This window comes from Marinobacter sp. R17 (assembly GCF_003789045.1).
GTDB classification, from domain to species: domain Bacteria; phylum Pseudomonadota; class Gammaproteobacteria; order Pseudomonadales; family Oleiphilaceae; genus Marinobacter_A; species Marinobacter_A mangrovi.
The window spans coordinates 105886-121214 of record NZ_RHGZ01000014.1; the positions used below are offsets into that span (position 1 = coordinate 105886).

Sequence of the window (15329 nt, forward strand, 5' to 3'; positions counted from 1 at the left end):
CCTCGTGCCGTCACACACCTTTCGGTGTCAGGCGTCGAATTCCATCAATTAGTCGGAACACACCTCGACGGGTTATTTTTAACTCTTCTGAAGCTTCTGTTTCCCACTGCCAGCTCGCATATTCTTCCAGTTTTGCCACGTCGTTACCTAAGAACGCTTCGATAACCGAGTCCTCATATTCAGTTCCGTCGGCAAAGACGGAATCTCCCTCGAACTCACCACCATCACTCAACAGGCGTTCCAGTAATGACGGGTCAGCTCCGCCGTAAAACGCGCACTCTGTGACCGTTCTGGATCGTACAAAATCTATGAATAGGGGTTCACGCGCCGCTTTCGAGTAATAGTACCGCAGGGTATTCTGCACGATCTCACGGGGGTCTTTAGAGACAATGTCAGCGAAATCCAAGTGCTCAATGTCACTAAATGATAGTACATCAATGGCCGCACCGGAGTGGGTGTAGGGCGCAGGACCAAAGCAGACGACCGGTTTCCCAAGCATACCGGCCTCAAGAACCGTGTTACTGCCGTTCAGAACAATCATGTCGGCCAGCCGAATCAGGTCCTTGGTGTTCACCTTGCTGTCGCTCGGGATGAACGAAACGCCACGGGATTCGCACCAGGAGCGATAGTGCTGTTCACACTTCTCGGCAGTCACGACACCAAAGGGTACAGCCCAGGATGGATGGAAGCGTATCAGCAGGTCTTGATAACTGAATACGCCGTGTCTGACTGCATGATCCAAAGCGTCCGTATTGTCTCTCCAAGGCGTTTCCCAGTCCGGATGTCCTAACAATTCATTTTTACTGCTCGGACACACCAGGACTCGCCGCGTGGCACCCGCTATAGGCCAAGTCTTTGCCGAAGCAGGATGCTCGTTATACTTTTTCCACTCAAGGGGGTTACCTCCAATAAGCCGTTGTGCCCCCAAGGCCGAAGCAATACTGACCTGCCTTGATGTGAGCGGTTTATCTCTATATTTCCGATTTATACGGTGAATATTAGTGAGAGAAGAACAATTGGAATTTCTATTGAGTATAATTCCATGGCCGAACAACGGGCGTTCGTGAGTGATGCAAGTAACGCCCATATCATGGCATGCCTCCATAGCGGCTCGGTTATAATCCATCCGGCCATTAAACAAAATGACCGCATCCAAGGCCTGCACCTCAATCCAAGCTCGGACGGCATGGTAAAACCTGAACGCGTCGCCTGATAATTTACCGACAACCCGTTGAACTGCTTCAGAGGATCGATCGTCGAATGACTCTATTCTAGTGAGCGTATAGGCACTGGACTTAACGGTTTCATCGGCTGCACCATTCAAGGAGGTGTTCCAGTACTTCCTGACAGATTCATTGGTATCGAAACCAAAAGAGTGAAGCCCAGCCAATGAGCACTTGAGACACTCAGAGCGTCCAGTTCCTTTATACTCCCTAACGTAACAGTGTGACGGAGCCCCAAAGCAATCTAAAGAAGTTAGTTTATAGCCCGAAGATTTTGCTAAATGAGAGAGGAATTTTGCATGATGCCCGTGTGGGCGATATGCATATACATTAATGAACCCTAAATTCATAGTCAGAACGACCCTGAAAGCTAACTAAAAAACCCCAAAACAATGTTAACATGAGAGGAATGCACAGATAGATAAACTGAACTATTTCAAACATAAAAGCGAAAGGCATCATTATTATAACTGAACATACAACATAGAAGTAAAAGACGGAAAAAAAACAACGTGAGAGTTCGCAAACCCTCAAGAATCCTAGAGCTGTAAACCATAAAATAAAGACCCCTGCTATACACAAAACCAAACCGAAGAAATCAAAATCGTAGTAAAATGAACCGATAGCAGAGATCCAATTTGGTGAATATTTTGGAGAACTGAAACCAACAACATCATCTGAAAAAAAAGTATAACGATCAAACAATATAAATATTTGCCTAAAAGTTGACAACCCTCCTTCTAAGCCTCCATCGATCACATTGATAAAAACCCATTTCACGTGGGCTAGATAAATTAGAACAGGCATCGCTATTGGAGACACAAAAGAATCTTGCACGAATTCTGAACTTTTAACGCCACCTAATCTTTCTGCGAGAGAGTTAGAATACCAACTCAGGCCATCGGAGTAGGACTGAGATCTTAGAAAACCAACATATAAAGAAAACCCCAGAACAAGAGCGACAAAGAAAATAGTCTCAAGCCTTATTTTCTTAGGCAGAAGAGGCGCATTAATGCTAATTCTTAGGCACGCCGAAGATGCAGCGATAGCACACAAAATCAACAACAACTCTCGACCGCCTGTCAAGACTGAAAACAAAAAAATCAAAAGAACGGACCCGTATAAGTAAAGCTTAGGCTTGATCAGACTCTCAAAAAAACTATAGCTGAGCGCAAAAACAAAAAAACAAAACGGAAATAAAAGATTTCCTAAAACATTTATAATACTTGAAGCTCCATCACGACTTGAAGCCATCGCTCGCCATGATTCACGAGCCTGCGCAATCCCATTACTGTAACTTACTCCCTGTATGTAGACTCGATCAAAAAAAACCGCAACGAGAGATAAAAATGAAATCAAAAAAAACCAATTTAAAACTTTCTGTAGCCGGCCTACTGAACCAAAATTTATAGTCGCATAAAACTTAGGAATAGCAAGCAAAGAGAAAAAAACAAATACTGCAAAAAACACAGAGTAATATATCAGGCAAGACGAAAACGACTGGCCTCGCGCATCAAATGGGAGAACCCAGTCACTAATTTCAACAATAAAAAACACAACAACCCAAAAAAACAGTAAGGGCCTAAAGCTTAGAGCAAAACGGAATTTCATTTTAAACACAGAATCCGTCATCAACTATAATATTTTGACCTATCACATAACTGGATAGAGCAGACAACAAAAAAACTACAGACCCACAGATGTCTCTGGACTCCAGCATGCCTTTCTGATTGCACTCATTGTGATATGCCTGCAGGAAATCTTTATTCTGTCCATTTTCGACACCACCCGGACTCACGCAATTTGCCCTAAACTTACCTCCTTTCATATAGGCATTAAAATAGCTGGTTGTATGCTGCACCGCCGACTTAATAGCAGCGTATTCAACCGGCATCGTCATGTCAGTATTGTTATAAATTTCAAACTTAGGTGTAATCGAGCCATAAATTGACGACATATTGACCAACGAGAACTCAATATCACGTTTCTGAGAGTACACAGCACATTGCTGCATAAACAGAAAGTAGCCACCGAGGTGCAGACTTACGTTTTCACAAAAATCCTCGTAGGTAACTTCCAGCGCTTTGCGTCCGTAATTCCTATTTCTCGGATAGGCCGTGTTTACAGCACCAGTCACGCGATGCCAAGTTTTGTCTGCAACTGCAAATGCCTGCTCAATGGACGCCTTATCGGTTATATCAATTCGTACGGGTAAAACAGTACCCTCCCCAAACTCGTTCACCAAAGGCCTTACCAAGTCCATATTCACGTCGGCGGCAATCACTCGCCCACCCTCGCGAACTACGGCGCGCACGATCTCGCTCCCAATTACCCCCCCGGCACCAACGACCAGAATAACCTTATTCTCCAACAGCATGCTGAGCCTCCGCATAGAGTAATTCCGCGAATTTAAAATCCATGTTGTCATCAATATCCACAGCTCGCTCTTTGGGGACAACGACGGACTTTACCTTTCCATCAAAAAGCCCGCCTTTCCCTTTAATGAACTCCCTTCTCAGAGCATAGGCTACGGTCGTCACGTCAAATGCCTCGGGGGCATCTTGCCGCCGGGTATATCCGTTTGATGGCGACAGAATCCGGCATACTCCATCATAGTCCCTGGAAACCATGTTAAAGAATGGACTCCTTGAGGCAGGGGTTACCGTAATGACTGCGTCCGTATCACTATTCAGAGCATCAATAACAGCTGTGACATCCGACACGGATCTCAGGGGGCTCGTCGCAGGAAGGCTCAGGAAGACATCAAAATGTTGCCCAGTGCGCTCCAAATAACCAATAGCGTGACGCCACGCTTCCCATTCAGGGGACTTATCGCCTGCCAGTTCTGCAGGGCGGTCAATCACTTCTGCGCCATGTTGCTCGGCAACCTTCTTTATCTCAGCGTCGTCCGTTGAAACAAACACTTTTGAAACCTGCGGTAGAGCTTTTGCGACTTTGATGGAATGCCCAATGAGCGGTACACCGCCCAGTGGGAGGAGGTTTTTCCCGGGTAATCCTTTTGAACCGCCTCTAGCGAATACGAATGCGAAAATACGGCTCACGATAGACCTTCCACATCACACCAAGCAGAGTGTTCGCTGGACACCCTGATAGACTCGATCAGTCGCATTACGCCTGAGGCAGAATCCAGAGATGATTCAAACATCGTCTCTCCCTGAGTAAATTTGACAAATGTGTTCATTTGATCCGTGTACATTTGGTTTCGATCGTAACTGGGGTCAGCATATACCTGCTCAACACGACCACCTGGACGCAACAAGCTAATTTCATTGGCCATTAGGTCCCAAACAAGGGTTCCCTGGTCTCCAACAGCCTTGAAACGCCGACAGGGCTGGCGCTGATTGAAATCCAGGTGGACATGGACCATTAGCCCCTGTGTCTGTTCGAGCAGGGCGTCAACGTTATCTTCTACATCGATATCCAACTGGCCTGTGCATCGGATGACACCCAACGCTCGTGAAAACGGACCAAAAAACCAGTTCAGGTAGTCAAGTTCGTGGCTCAGTTCCAGCAGCGCGCCACCCCCTAATTCCTTTCTCGCGGATACGCCCGCCCGATAGTCACTATGAGGTCGCCAGTCCGGCAGGTACTGGCCCACTTCAGCAAAGGCGGTGCTTATGGCTCCTACCACTTTGTCGTCTAGAAGGGTTTTGACCATGTTCGCCGCAGGCATAAAACGCAAATTGTACGCTATTCCTACACCTGCAGTGTGCCGGCTCAAATCTACCTGCTTCATTTCAGCAAAGGAAGCACACAAGGGCTTTTCGATCAGTACCGGCACATTCGCCGCCAACAGCTCATCGGCATTCCTGAGGTGATAGGGAGCGGGAGAAGCCACAATCGCAAAATCCGGCTGCCAACTTATCGCAGTGGCCAGATCCGGCGCCACTGCCGACGCACCAACTTCATTTTTATCCAATACCCGTCCAGAAGAGCTGACACAAATAACATTTGAATCAGGAAATTGCTCACGTAGATTTCTGATATGCCGCTTCGCGATACTCCCACTTCCAACCACGAGGGCCAGCTTTACCGGGCAGGTGTTCACAGGAGATCCACTTCTTTCTGTGCTTTCTTGAAATCATCCATCTTGCCAATATCCAGCCAGTATTCGTGTACCGGGAACATGGAGACCTTTTTGTCCTGATCGATTTGCTTCTCCAGCAGGCTCGGCATGTCGATTCGCTCACCTGCCCCTACTTCACTGACCAGTTCCGGTGAAACCACGTAAATACCAGCGTTGATAAAGCACTTCTGCACCGGCTTTTCTTCCATGCTATGGATGTAGGTGCCATCGGTCTGCACAACGCCATAGGGCACCCTGTGTTCGTACTCGCGCACACACATCGTCGCCACACTATTATGCTCAAGGTGGAAATCGAGCAACCCACGGTAGTTTACGGTGGTCAAGAGATCGCCATTCATCATGATCAAGGGGCTGTCAATCTGGTCTTTTGGCAACAACCCCAGGGCCCCGCCCGTACCGAGGGGCTCTTCCTCATGAACATACTCGATATTCACACCCCACTGGGAACCATCACCGAAGTGCTCACGAATCATTTCCGGCAAATAGTGTGTCGAGATAAAGAAGCGATAAAATCCTGCCTTCGCAAGGCTCTCAAGTATCAACTCGAGAATGGGTTTATCACCCACCTTCAACAATGGTTTTGGGCATTCGTTGGTCAGTGGTTGCAACCTTGTTCCAAAACCGCCGGCCATGAGAAAAACCGGATTTTCAACGGTTCGGCGCTCCATCAGTCCATGCAATGTTTCCAACCCCACAACGCGACCTTCAGTGTCCAGCAATGGGATTTGCAGCAGTTCAAGGTCTTCCATAACAGACAGAATTTTATCCTTGGACCAGCCAACATCGGCGACGTGGGGATTGGCGCACATCACTTCTTTTACCGGGGCGTCCAGCCGTACATGCTTCAGAAGAGCCCGGCGAATATCACCATCAGTCAGTGTGCCCATCAATCGCTGATTGTCGGCCACGATCAAGGCAATCCTTAGACCACCTTTATCAAGAATAGAAATGGCGTCTTCCAGCGGTAGATCCGGCTGAATGAGAATGTTCTGCCACTTTTTCATGTATTAAGTATTCCGTTTGAGAGATGGGGTTCGCTATTCGGACGCCTATGGAACGTCTCTGGTCGTCAAGGACCCGGCTTTGATAAACGTTTGCGGCGCCACGCTGATTCCCTGGGTGACCGTGGCACCAGCACCAACGAAGCTTCCGTCACCAATACGCACATCACCGCACAGGGTGGCACCGGGAGCCAGATGGCAATGAGCGCCCAGTTGGGAGTCATGATCAATGGAGCTGCGCGTATTCACAATGGTGTTTGTCCCAATGCTTGCACCGGGTTGTACCACAGCCCCCGCTATCAGCTGTACACCATCACTAATACACGCGTAGGGGGAAAGCCAGGCAAATGGGTGTACCAGTGGCGGAAAAGAAAAACCCATTTCTTTGAGCCTCTCGAATACGACCTTGCGAACAGAGTTGCCGGGCATCATTCCGATTCCGTTGAGCAACAGAACTTTCTCCGGACTAACCTGCGAGAGATACTCGTCACCGCCTAAAACCTCCAGACCATACCAGAGCTTATCTCCTCCATCCCGGAACTTTGGATCGCAGACTCCAAGGATGTTGGCGCCACAGAGCTCCGCCAGCCCCTGAATAACCCGCGCATGTCCGCCAGCACCGATTAAAATGCAATCTCTTGCTCGAAGGTCGTCTACTTTCCTGCTGGTCACTCCGGCACATCTCCCTTTGCGTAGGTATCAGATGCCACTTTGCCTACCATATCCCAGAGTGTCATTGGCGAAGCACCTCGCCCGCAGCGAGCGGTCGACAACGCGTGCCGCTCAATCCTCTCACCTTTCCCGACGGTTTCGCAGAAAATCACCTGCTGCCGCGCAGCCTCACGGGTATCCCATTCACTGGGCTGAGGCTTTTTGACGCCATCGCCCAGGGCTTTTTCAACGCCACGAATGTTGCTGACCAGTTCTTTGAGTTCATCGGGCTCAAGCGATGCCTTATGATCCGGGCCCGGTAAGTTGCGATCCAGCGTGAAGTGTTTTTCGATGATGGTGGCGCCCCGTGCGACCGCAGCGGTCGGTATAACCAGGCCCTGGGTGTGATCTGAGTAACCAACAGGTAAGCCAAACGCGTTTGCCAGTGCACTCATGGCCTTCAGGTTAACTTCTTCCATGGGTGTTGGGTATTGGGAGGTGCAATGGAGCAACGAGACCTTACCTTCCAATGACGCTTGTACCCCCGGCTTGCTCCAGAAGCGCCATATCTGCTCCAGGCGTTCCGGCTCTCCTTGGTGGGCGTAGCCATAAGCGACTACTGCGAGCGCCTGTTCAATTTCACTCAGCGTTGCCATGCCCGTGGAGATAATCAGTTCCTTGCCGGTTTGTGCAAATGCCAGCAGCAGGGGGCCATTGGTGATCTCCCCGGATGGAATTTTGTAATAGGGCAGGTCCAGCGTTTGCAGGAACGCAAGGCTTTGCAAATCAAAAGCTGTCGATATAAAGGTAATGCCAAGGTCGTTTGCGTAACGCTGGAGTTCAACGTGCCATTCGGATGGCAACTCCAGCTTCTTGAGCATCGCGAACTGGCTTTCCAGTGCATCGGTGGTGGCTTGCTGATACTTTGCCTTCGGGGCCGTCAGCGCAGCCAGCCGTTCAGCGTTGAATGTCTGGAATTTAACGGCATCGGCACCGGAATCAGCCGCCACTTTGACCAATTGAAAAGCCATCTCACGATCGCCGTTATGATTCACTCCGGCTTCTGCGATTACTCTTACCATTCGCTTTAATCCTCCTGGCGTTCGGAGATGTCATGAAAGACTTTGGCACCGGGGGGCTGTTGCTCACGCAGGATGTCAACAATCCTCGCCGATGTCTCACCACTGCCATAGGGATTGCCACAGGACTCTGAAACCTGTTTGGTCATGGGCGACAAAGCCCGTTCGATGGCGCGGCTGATACCCTCTCGGGTCGTTCCGGAATGAATCACGGAATCTGCGGCAAGGCGCCCTTTTTGGCGAACACCAATATTGACTGTTGGTGTATTAAGTGAGGGCACCTCTATGACGCCACTGGAAGAGTTGCCGATAACAGCATCACCGAGAGCCACTGCACTCAGGTAGCACTGCATGCCCAGAGAGGGTATGGCGAACACTCTGCCAATGCGTTCACTGGCAAAGTGTTCAAGCATCTGAATCAGCCGGTGCCCGCCGTTGTCGGAGTTGGGGTAGGTGAGCAAAACCTGGTGCTCCGGAAACTCATCCAGTGCCGTTAGCAGGTTGTCGAACGTTTGCTCACTGTCTTCGTCGCCAGCAGTGACAGGATGGTAAGTCACCAGGAAAAACGGCTGTTTCAAGTCAAGCCCGAACTTCTGGTTGATTGCGGCGAGGGAAACCCTCGGGACAGTCCGTATGTTTTCAATGCCCAACGCGCCAACGTTCCAGACACTATCCGGTTGCTCACCCATCTGTATTACTCGCTGGCGATACTCCTCGGAGGCAGCAAAATGGTAGTGCGAGAGTTTAGTGATAGCGTGGCGAATTGGGTCATCGTAAGCACCTTCAGTGAGTTCTCCACCGTGGAGGTGTGCAATTGGGATGCGCATGACGGCCGCTACCTGAGCAATAGCCAGAGCTTCATATCGATCTCCCAGGATCACCAGGCAATCTGGCTGCAAACGCTCCAATGCATCTGCAAAACCGATCACCCCTACCCCCATGGATTTGGCAACGCCACAGCTCGTATCTGAGGCGAGGAGCATCTCCACCTTGGCGTCAATGGTAAACCCGTCGGCCTCAATGGTCCGCCAAGTCTCGCCGAATTGAGGCGACAGATGCATGCCACTGACGATCAGTTGCAAGTTCATTTCTGAGTGCTGTGTCAGTCTCGTGAGCAGTGGGTGCAGTAAGCCATACTCTGCCCGGGTTCCGGTAAATACGGCGACTGTTTTCATGGCTGGGCCGGTTTTACGCTGCTGGGAAGATTAACGAGGCGCTCTGCTATGCTTCGTGAGATGTCGAGGGCTCCTCGTGTGCAATGCTGGTACATCGGCAGATCACACATTAGCTGCCAGACTGGGCGAGTCATTACGTTGCTGGCGTTAGTCACCTCAAGCAATCGATCTCTCGATACCTGATCCGGACACAGGACGGCGTTTAGCCAGAAATTGCTTCTACAACCCTCCGGCTCATCAACAAACTTGAACTCTGCCCCTTTGAGAAGGTGCCGGTACTCACTCGCCAATGCCCGCTTTTCCGCCAGAAACCCCGGCAACTGCTCCAGCTGTGCAACTCCTAGAGCTGCGTTGATATTGGGTAACCTGTAGTTATAACCAACTTCATCGTGAACGTATTCGTAGGGATGGGGCTTCTTGGCAGTTGTAGTCAGGTGCTTTGCGCATTTGCCGGTTTCCTCATCGCAAAGGATCATCCCACCACCACCAGTAGTTATGATTTTGTTGCCATTGAAACTCACGGCGGCCAGCTTCCCGAATGTTCCGGTATGCCGGCCATGGTAGAAGCTACCGAGCGATTCCGCCGCGTCTTCAACAAGTGGAATATTCCACATCCTGCAAACGCGCACGAGCCCCGCCAGATCGGCGGGGTGTCCGAAGGTATGCATGGGCAGACAGGCCGAAATTCGCCGGCCCGTTGCCCGTTCCACGCACCGCCCAAACGCATCACTTACCGCATGACTGTCCAACCAACCCTCAAGCGAGCGTGGACTAAGGCCAAGCGTGGACTCGTCCACATCGATAAACAGCGGCTCGGCCCCGCAGTAAGTGATGGCATTACAGGTCGCAACGAACGTCAGAGCCTGAGTAATCACCAGGTCTCCCTGCCCGACCCCTGCCAGCCGAAGGCTGACATGAAGAGCAGCGGTTCCATTTACCGTCGCCACCGCGCTCTCGGCACCGGTGTAGGCGGCCATGTCCTGCTCGAAACGATTAACGTACTCACCCACGCTAGATACGAACGTGGACTTAATGGTGTTCGCAACATAAGTCTGTTCGCTACCCTTGAACACGGGCGCGTGCAGCGGTATGAACTCATTTGTTCCGTAATGGTCTTTTACAAACTCAATCAGACGATTGGCCAACACGTCAGACATTATAGATTCCAGCTTTGTAATGCTTCAGGTTCTCTGGATCGGTAAACCAAGCCACCGTTTTCCTCAAGCCATCTTCAATCGAATGCCTGGGCGTGAAACCAGTCAGTTCGCGCATCTTCGCATTCCCCCCCCAAAGTCGGAACACCTCGGATTTACCGGGGCGAAAGCGTTGTTCGTCGGTAATGAACTCGACATCGCTTTGCATAATATTCCGAATCAGGCTCAGCGTATCGCCTACGGAAATCTCGAAGTTGGAAGCGATGTTCACTGTCTCGCCCACCGTTTTTTGAGAGTTAGCCAGTGCCAGGAACCCCCTACAAGTATCTTCGACGTAGTTGAAATCCCGCGTGGGCGTCACATCACCGAGCTTAATGGATTTCTGGCCAGCGGCGATCTGGGTAATGATAGTGGGGATCACTGCACGAGCGGACTGGCGCGGCCCGTAGGTATTGAAAGGGCGAGCCACTGTAAGAGGTAGGTCAAACGCGTTGTAGAAGCTCATTGCCATGGCATCAGCGGCGATTTTGGAGGCACTGTAGGGCGATTGGGGCTGTACCGGGTGCTTCTCGTCGATAGGGACGTATTGGGCAGTGCCATAGACCTCACTGGTAGATGTGTGAATCACCCGCTTAACATCGTTATCTAGAGCGGCCTGACAGATATTCAGCGTGCCTTTAACGTTGGTGTCTACGTAGCTGTCTGGCGCGACGTAGGAATACGGAATCGCAATCAACGCCGCCAGGTGATAAACGATATCGACACCTTTGGTAATGTGCTTGCAGTAGTGCGGGTCTCGGACATCACCATTCAGGACTTCCACTTGGTCCAGGCAACCAATATTCTCAAGCCACCCCCAGTAGTTGAATGAATTATACTGGGACAATGCTTTTACCTTGTAACCCTCACGCACGAGCAGCTCAGTGAGATGGGAGCCAATAAATCCATCCGCTCCCGTTACCAAAACAGTTTCTTTCATCATATTCAATTCCCAATTCGAAGATTACGACAGCGGCTCATCATTGTAATAGGAGAAGCTCTTTACGTGTTATATGCCATTTCCAGTACTTCAGAAGCGCTGCGATGCTACTGCCAACAAGCATGGACACCGTGACCGCCCAATAATCGGTATATCTAGCCAATATAAGAAGCGCGAGCGCTGCAGTCGCCAACCCAGCAATATTGGCGGTGATAATACTGCGGTCCCTGGCAGTCGTGTAAAGACCATATTGAAAGACATAGCCGCCAATAAAAACCGCCATCGTGATAACAACAGCGCCGAATAGTGGTAAATTCTCAGCGTATACCGGTTCTTCCAGAATAGGGAATACTATGATGCCTGCCGCTACCGCGCCGACCACCAACAGCACCAGCCATAGCGCTGACTGCTTAACCAGCTTCCGATATGCCATCTCAAATTCAGGCATATTGTTTTCCTTGTAGGACTTCATCATTCTCGGGTAATAAAAGACAAAGACTCCGGACTCCATGAAAGAAAGCATGGCAGAGGCAACCCCCATATAAACACTGTAAGCACCCAGTAATGCCAAGCTATTCAAAGCCTCGAAAGCATAGCGATCAAACGTAAACAAGGATCGAACGGCAATTGACGACACGAGTAGAGGAATGGCTATCACAACCCCACCCCTAATCCAACGCCAGTCAAGTCTCGCAAAAGCCCCCTTCCAGTCGAGCATTAAAAGTGGCCCCATTCCTATGAGGATGCTAATAAATGCCCCCGCAATCCAGAACAGCAGGAGATCGAAAATGTTTCTGAAATCCGGGTTTAGCCACATCGAGAACGTAAAGCAGATAGCCCATAAGGCTTGCTTCATGAATATGATAAGCGTTGCAAGCAACGGCCTTTCAATAGCGACAAGCAATCGCATCAGTTCCGTTGACAGATGCTCAAGCACAATCAGTATGACAAAGGCTCCCATAATACTCCATGGTAACACCCCACCCCAGAAAAGAGCACTTGAGGCCGGCAAGACAAGCGCATACATCAGGCAAAAAAAGACCAACTGACTCGACAATAACCGGGACCATTCCGGCCGCGGCCGCGCAACCAAATCACGTGTACTGAAGGTATAGAATTCGAAGCCGACAAAATAAATAGAGTAGGATACAGTTACGGTTATCAGCCCATACAGCCCTACCTGCTCAGGTGGAAGGAAAGCCGCCAGCGCCAGCACAAAAGCGAACTTTACAGCTAACGTTAGTGCCCTGAGCCCCAAATTTATTAAGCGAGTTTTCATTCAGTCTAATTAGCCTACCTAAAATGTACCCTTACATACTTATGAAAATATCAGAGGGCACAAGCATCTCTCCGGCCGTACACCTAATTCAAGACAGCAAGCTGATCAGGATCGGGTGACGTTCAGCCCCTTAGTGCTGACGTGCTATCTGGGCACGAACGGCGACGAAAAACTCGGTTAAAAATGCGGCAAAGACCCCGAGCATGCCCCCGAGAACGATTGCCAGTGCTACGATTAGGACCCTCTTGGGTCCGGTCGCGTCGGCACTCTGCCTTGCGACTACCAGTGTTTTAGCCGGTTTCAGGCTGGTCAGTTCAAGCTCAAGATTCAACTTTCGCTCGACCGCGCCTGCTACAGCCTCACCGGTCGCGCCTTCCTCTTGCAGGGATTGAATGAGCTTGCCAACAGCTGTGATCTGCTGCTCCAGTTGATTCTTTTGCTCTTCCAGAAGGCTACCTTGTTCTTTATTGACATCAGCCATCAACGTCTGATGAATATGCTCAACCATATTCGCCTGATCTTCGCTTGCTTCTGAGGCTAGCTTGATGATGTTCGTTTTCTCCGGATTATCAAATGTCACTTCAAAAGGTAGCCTTCCGTGCTCCGCCTCATAGGTGGCAAGGACCTCAGGCAGCCAACGCCCTTCCAACCCGGACATGACAACCTCGGGAGACACAAGTGGCTCATTTGAGTCCGTCTCTGCCCCCTGAATCAGGCTGGTATAACGATAAGTCGTATCTGCGATCAGCGCATACGCCACACCTGCCAATACGCAGACCGTGAACACAACATAAAACACCCGGCGACGCCGAACAAAAGTGACGGCCAAGTCAACCAGACTTATTTCATCATTGAACTCATTCCGTTGATGCGTCTGAGCGTCATTCATTGAGTGATCCCGCTGCTTCAGTTTCAATTGTTGTCGTATGGCAGCGACCGTATGCGCTACCGCCCTGCCCCGATTCGACAACCCGGGGCAAAGCGGCAGAATTCTACAGAAAGATGACTTCGATTTCAGTTACTATCCGTTAGAGCCCTCTGGTTATCCGGGCCAAGCTCCTGGGCCCAAAAGGCTCGTATGAATACGACGAACACCTCCGGAACACGGGTGGCCGGCCACTTCAATGCAGCGACCACGTACAGCGATAGCCTCCCCATCGCTATGATATGCTCTCGAATCAAACCCACAACCGGTTCAGCCTTATGCCAGATCAGGATATTCGCTGGGTACAGAGGTTCAGCAATTTCAAGAAAGCCTTCCACCAGTTGAACGATGCCGTGACGTTGATGCGCTCTCGAGAACTGTCAAAGCTCGAGAAGCAAGGCGTCATTCAAGCCTTTGAGTACACTTACGAGCTTGCCTGGAATCTGCTGCGAGATTATTTGCGATGGCAGGGAAATACCTCGATTACCGGTTCGAGGGACACCATAAGGGAAGCCTTTGCAGCGAACCTGATTTCCGACGGCGAGCGATGGATGCAAATGCTGCAGGACAGAAACCGAACCTCGCACACCTATAATGAAGAAACAGCGGAAGAAATCCTGGCGAGTATTGATCAGCACTATCTGACCCTGTTCACGGAACTTGATCGACGCATGGATGCCGAGGCAGACAAACATGGCTTCGCCTGAGCCCCGCAACATGGCTAAATCCGAAGCCTATGGTATTCCCGTTCAGGCATGGGGACGCTTGAAGGCGGCATTCGGAAAATACAGCGCCGTTCATGCAGCCACCCTTTATGGCTCACGCGCAAAAGGCAACTATCGGCATAATTCCGATATCGATCTTATGCTTACCGCTCCTACCCTATCCTGGTCGGAGTTCAATCAACTCGAGCAGGACATTGACGACCTGTTACTCCCCTGGAAAATCGATCTGACCCTCCGGCATCAGGTTGAAAATCCCGATCTGCTTGAACACGTCGATCGGGTTGGCATCACCATCTATGATGCTTAACGCCTCGTCTACAGAATTGTAAGCAGACGGTCTCGGACGGATAACCGGTCAAAAGGGGCGGCCCTATGCATTCGGCGCCCGGAACAGGCCATCGAACAACGGCGTGCGACGAATATCGCGATCGCCTAAAGAGGCCAAGCGGCCGCCTTTGCTCTTATCCTCACACTCAATCAGCCCCAGGCAGCTATACAGCGAGAACATCTGGAGAGACAGCGCGTGGGCGATTTGCTTTTCCGGACTGTAAAAAGGGCTGGGTGGAACTGTAGTGATCCAATGATTCCGGACACCGACGTAGGTGGGAAGATCGGCACCATAAACGAGGTGTCTGATGACCAGAAAACGACGTTCCTTTTCTCCTGAGTTCAAGCAAGTAGCCGCCAGCCTGGTGCTGGATCAAGGCTACAGTATTGCGCAGGCATGCACGTCCATCGGTGTTGGTGAGAATGTGCTGAGGCGCTGGGTCAAGCAACTGGCAAACGAGCGTGAAGGCATCACGCCCAAGGGCAAAGCCTTAACCCCGGAACAACGCCGGATTCAGGAGCTGGAAGCCCGCTGTAATCGCCTGGAGCGGGAGAAGAAATATTAAAAAAGGCTACGGTAGATTCAACCGGTCAGTGCAACATAATGCACGCTGGTAACTATCGGGGCTTTCAGAATGCCGCAGCAAGTATCAAAGACCAGAGGGCTGACCTACCAGCAGAAGCAGGAGCTATGGGCTCGATG

General features: G+C 50.6%; 15 protein-coding genes and 1 pseudogene. 3 read left to right on the top strand and 13 right to left on the bottom strand.

Annotation, left to right across the window (positions count from 1 at the left end; genetic code table 11):
• Positions 1-10: 10 nt before the first annotated feature.
• From EB809_RS11765 to EB809_RS11825, 13 genes are all read right to left on the bottom strand, one after another.
• On the bottom strand, positions 11-1324 hold the full coding sequence (locus tag EB809_RS11765) for a hypothetical protein (RefSeq protein ID WP_123635011.1): 1314 nt from the start codon (positions 1322-1324) through the stop codon (positions 11-13).
• Between the two features lie 229 nt (positions 1325-1553).
• A complete protein-coding gene (locus tag EB809_RS11770) occupies positions 1554-2834 on the bottom strand; it encodes a hypothetical protein (RefSeq protein WP_123635012.1) in 1281 nt (426 codons plus the stop codon).
• A gap of 1 nt (position 2835) precedes the next feature.
• On the bottom strand, positions 2836-3600 hold the full coding sequence (locus tag EB809_RS11775) for an oxidoreductase (RefSeq protein WP_123635013.1): 765 nt from the start codon (positions 3598-3600) through the stop codon (positions 2836-2838).
• Complete coding sequence (locus EB809_RS11780) at positions 3584-4285, bottom strand: cytidylyltransferase domain-containing protein (protein ID WP_123635014.1); 702 nt, start codon at positions 4283-4285, stop codon at positions 3584-3586. Before EB809_RS11780 ends, EB809_RS11775 begins: the two co-directional genes overlap by 17 nt.
• Complete coding sequence (locus EB809_RS11785) at positions 4282-5292, bottom strand: Gfo/Idh/MocA family protein (RefSeq protein WP_123635015.1); 1011 nt, start codon at positions 5290-5292, stop codon at positions 4282-4284. Before EB809_RS11785 ends, EB809_RS11780 begins: the two co-directional genes overlap by 4 nt.
• Positions 5289-6335 (bottom strand): nucleotidyltransferase family protein, encoded by a 1047-nt coding sequence (locus EB809_RS11790; RefSeq protein WP_123635016.1) that lies wholly within the window; start codon positions 6333-6335, stop codon positions 5289-5291. The genes EB809_RS11785 and EB809_RS11790 overlap by 4 nt, the downstream gene beginning before the upstream one ends.
• Before the next feature lie 45 nt (positions 6336-6380).
• Positions 6381-7004, bottom strand: coding sequence for an acetyltransferase (locus tag EB809_RS11795; protein ID WP_123635017.1), 624 nt, complete (start codon positions 7002-7004; stop codon positions 6381-6383).
• Complete coding sequence (neuB, locus tag EB809_RS11800) at positions 7001-8065, bottom strand: N-acetylneuraminate synthase (RefSeq protein WP_123635018.1); 1065 nt, start codon at positions 8063-8065, stop codon at positions 7001-7003. Before neuB ends, EB809_RS11795 begins: the two co-directional genes overlap by 4 nt.
• 5 nt (positions 8066-8070) lie before the next feature.
• Positions 8071-9237 carry a UDP-N-acetylglucosamine 2-epimerase gene (gene neuC, locus EB809_RS11805; RefSeq protein ID WP_123635019.1) on the bottom strand — a complete coding sequence of 389 codons (1167 nt, stop codon included), beginning with the start codon at positions 9235-9237 and terminating at the stop codon, positions 8071-8073.
• The gene (locus tag EB809_RS11810; protein WP_223807927.1) at positions 9234-10394 is read right to left on the bottom strand and encodes a LegC family aminotransferase; all 1161 of its coding nucleotides are present in this window, start codon (positions 10392-10394) and stop codon (positions 9234-9236) included. Before EB809_RS11810 ends, neuC begins: the two co-directional genes overlap by 4 nt.
• Positions 10387-11373: an NAD-dependent 4,6-dehydratase LegB gene (locus EB809_RS11815; RefSeq protein WP_317848719.1), complete on the bottom strand. Its 987-nt coding sequence runs from the start codon at positions 11371-11373 to the stop codon at positions 10387-10389. Before EB809_RS11815 ends, EB809_RS11810 begins: the two co-directional genes overlap by 8 nt.
• A gap of 37 nt (positions 11374-11410) precedes the next feature.
• The gene (locus tag EB809_RS11820) at positions 11411-12649 is read right to left on the bottom strand and encodes a lipopolysaccharide biosynthesis protein (protein ID WP_123635020.1); all 1239 of its coding nucleotides are present in this window, start codon (positions 12647-12649) and stop codon (positions 11411-11413) included.
• A gap of 130 nt (positions 12650-12779) precedes the next feature.
• Positions 12780-13538, bottom strand: a complete 759-nt coding sequence (locus EB809_RS11825) for a Wzz/FepE/Etk N-terminal domain-containing protein (RefSeq protein WP_123635021.1) — start codon at positions 13536-13538, stop codon at positions 12780-12782.
• A 314-nt stretch (positions 13539-13852) separates the two neighbouring features.
• Between EB809_RS11825 and EB809_RS11830 the strand changes: the two genes are divergently transcribed.
• The 3 genes and pseudogenes from EB809_RS11830 to EB809_RS11840 form a co-directional block, all read left to right on the top strand.
• Entirely contained in the window at positions 13853-14281 is a 429-nt protein-coding gene (locus tag EB809_RS11830; RefSeq protein ID WP_123635022.1) for a nucleotidyltransferase substrate binding protein, read from the top strand.
• 10 nt (positions 14282-14291) lie between these two features.
• Positions 14292-14606 (top strand): nucleotidyltransferase domain-containing protein, encoded by a 315-nt coding sequence (locus tag EB809_RS11835; protein ID WP_223807928.1) that lies wholly within the window; start codon positions 14292-14294, stop codon positions 14604-14606.
• A gap of 328 nt (positions 14607-14934) precedes the next feature.
• Positions 14935-15202 (top strand): annotated as a pseudogene (locus tag EB809_RS11840) (transposase); the annotation flags it as partial.
• Positions 15203-15329 lie beyond the last annotated feature (127 nt).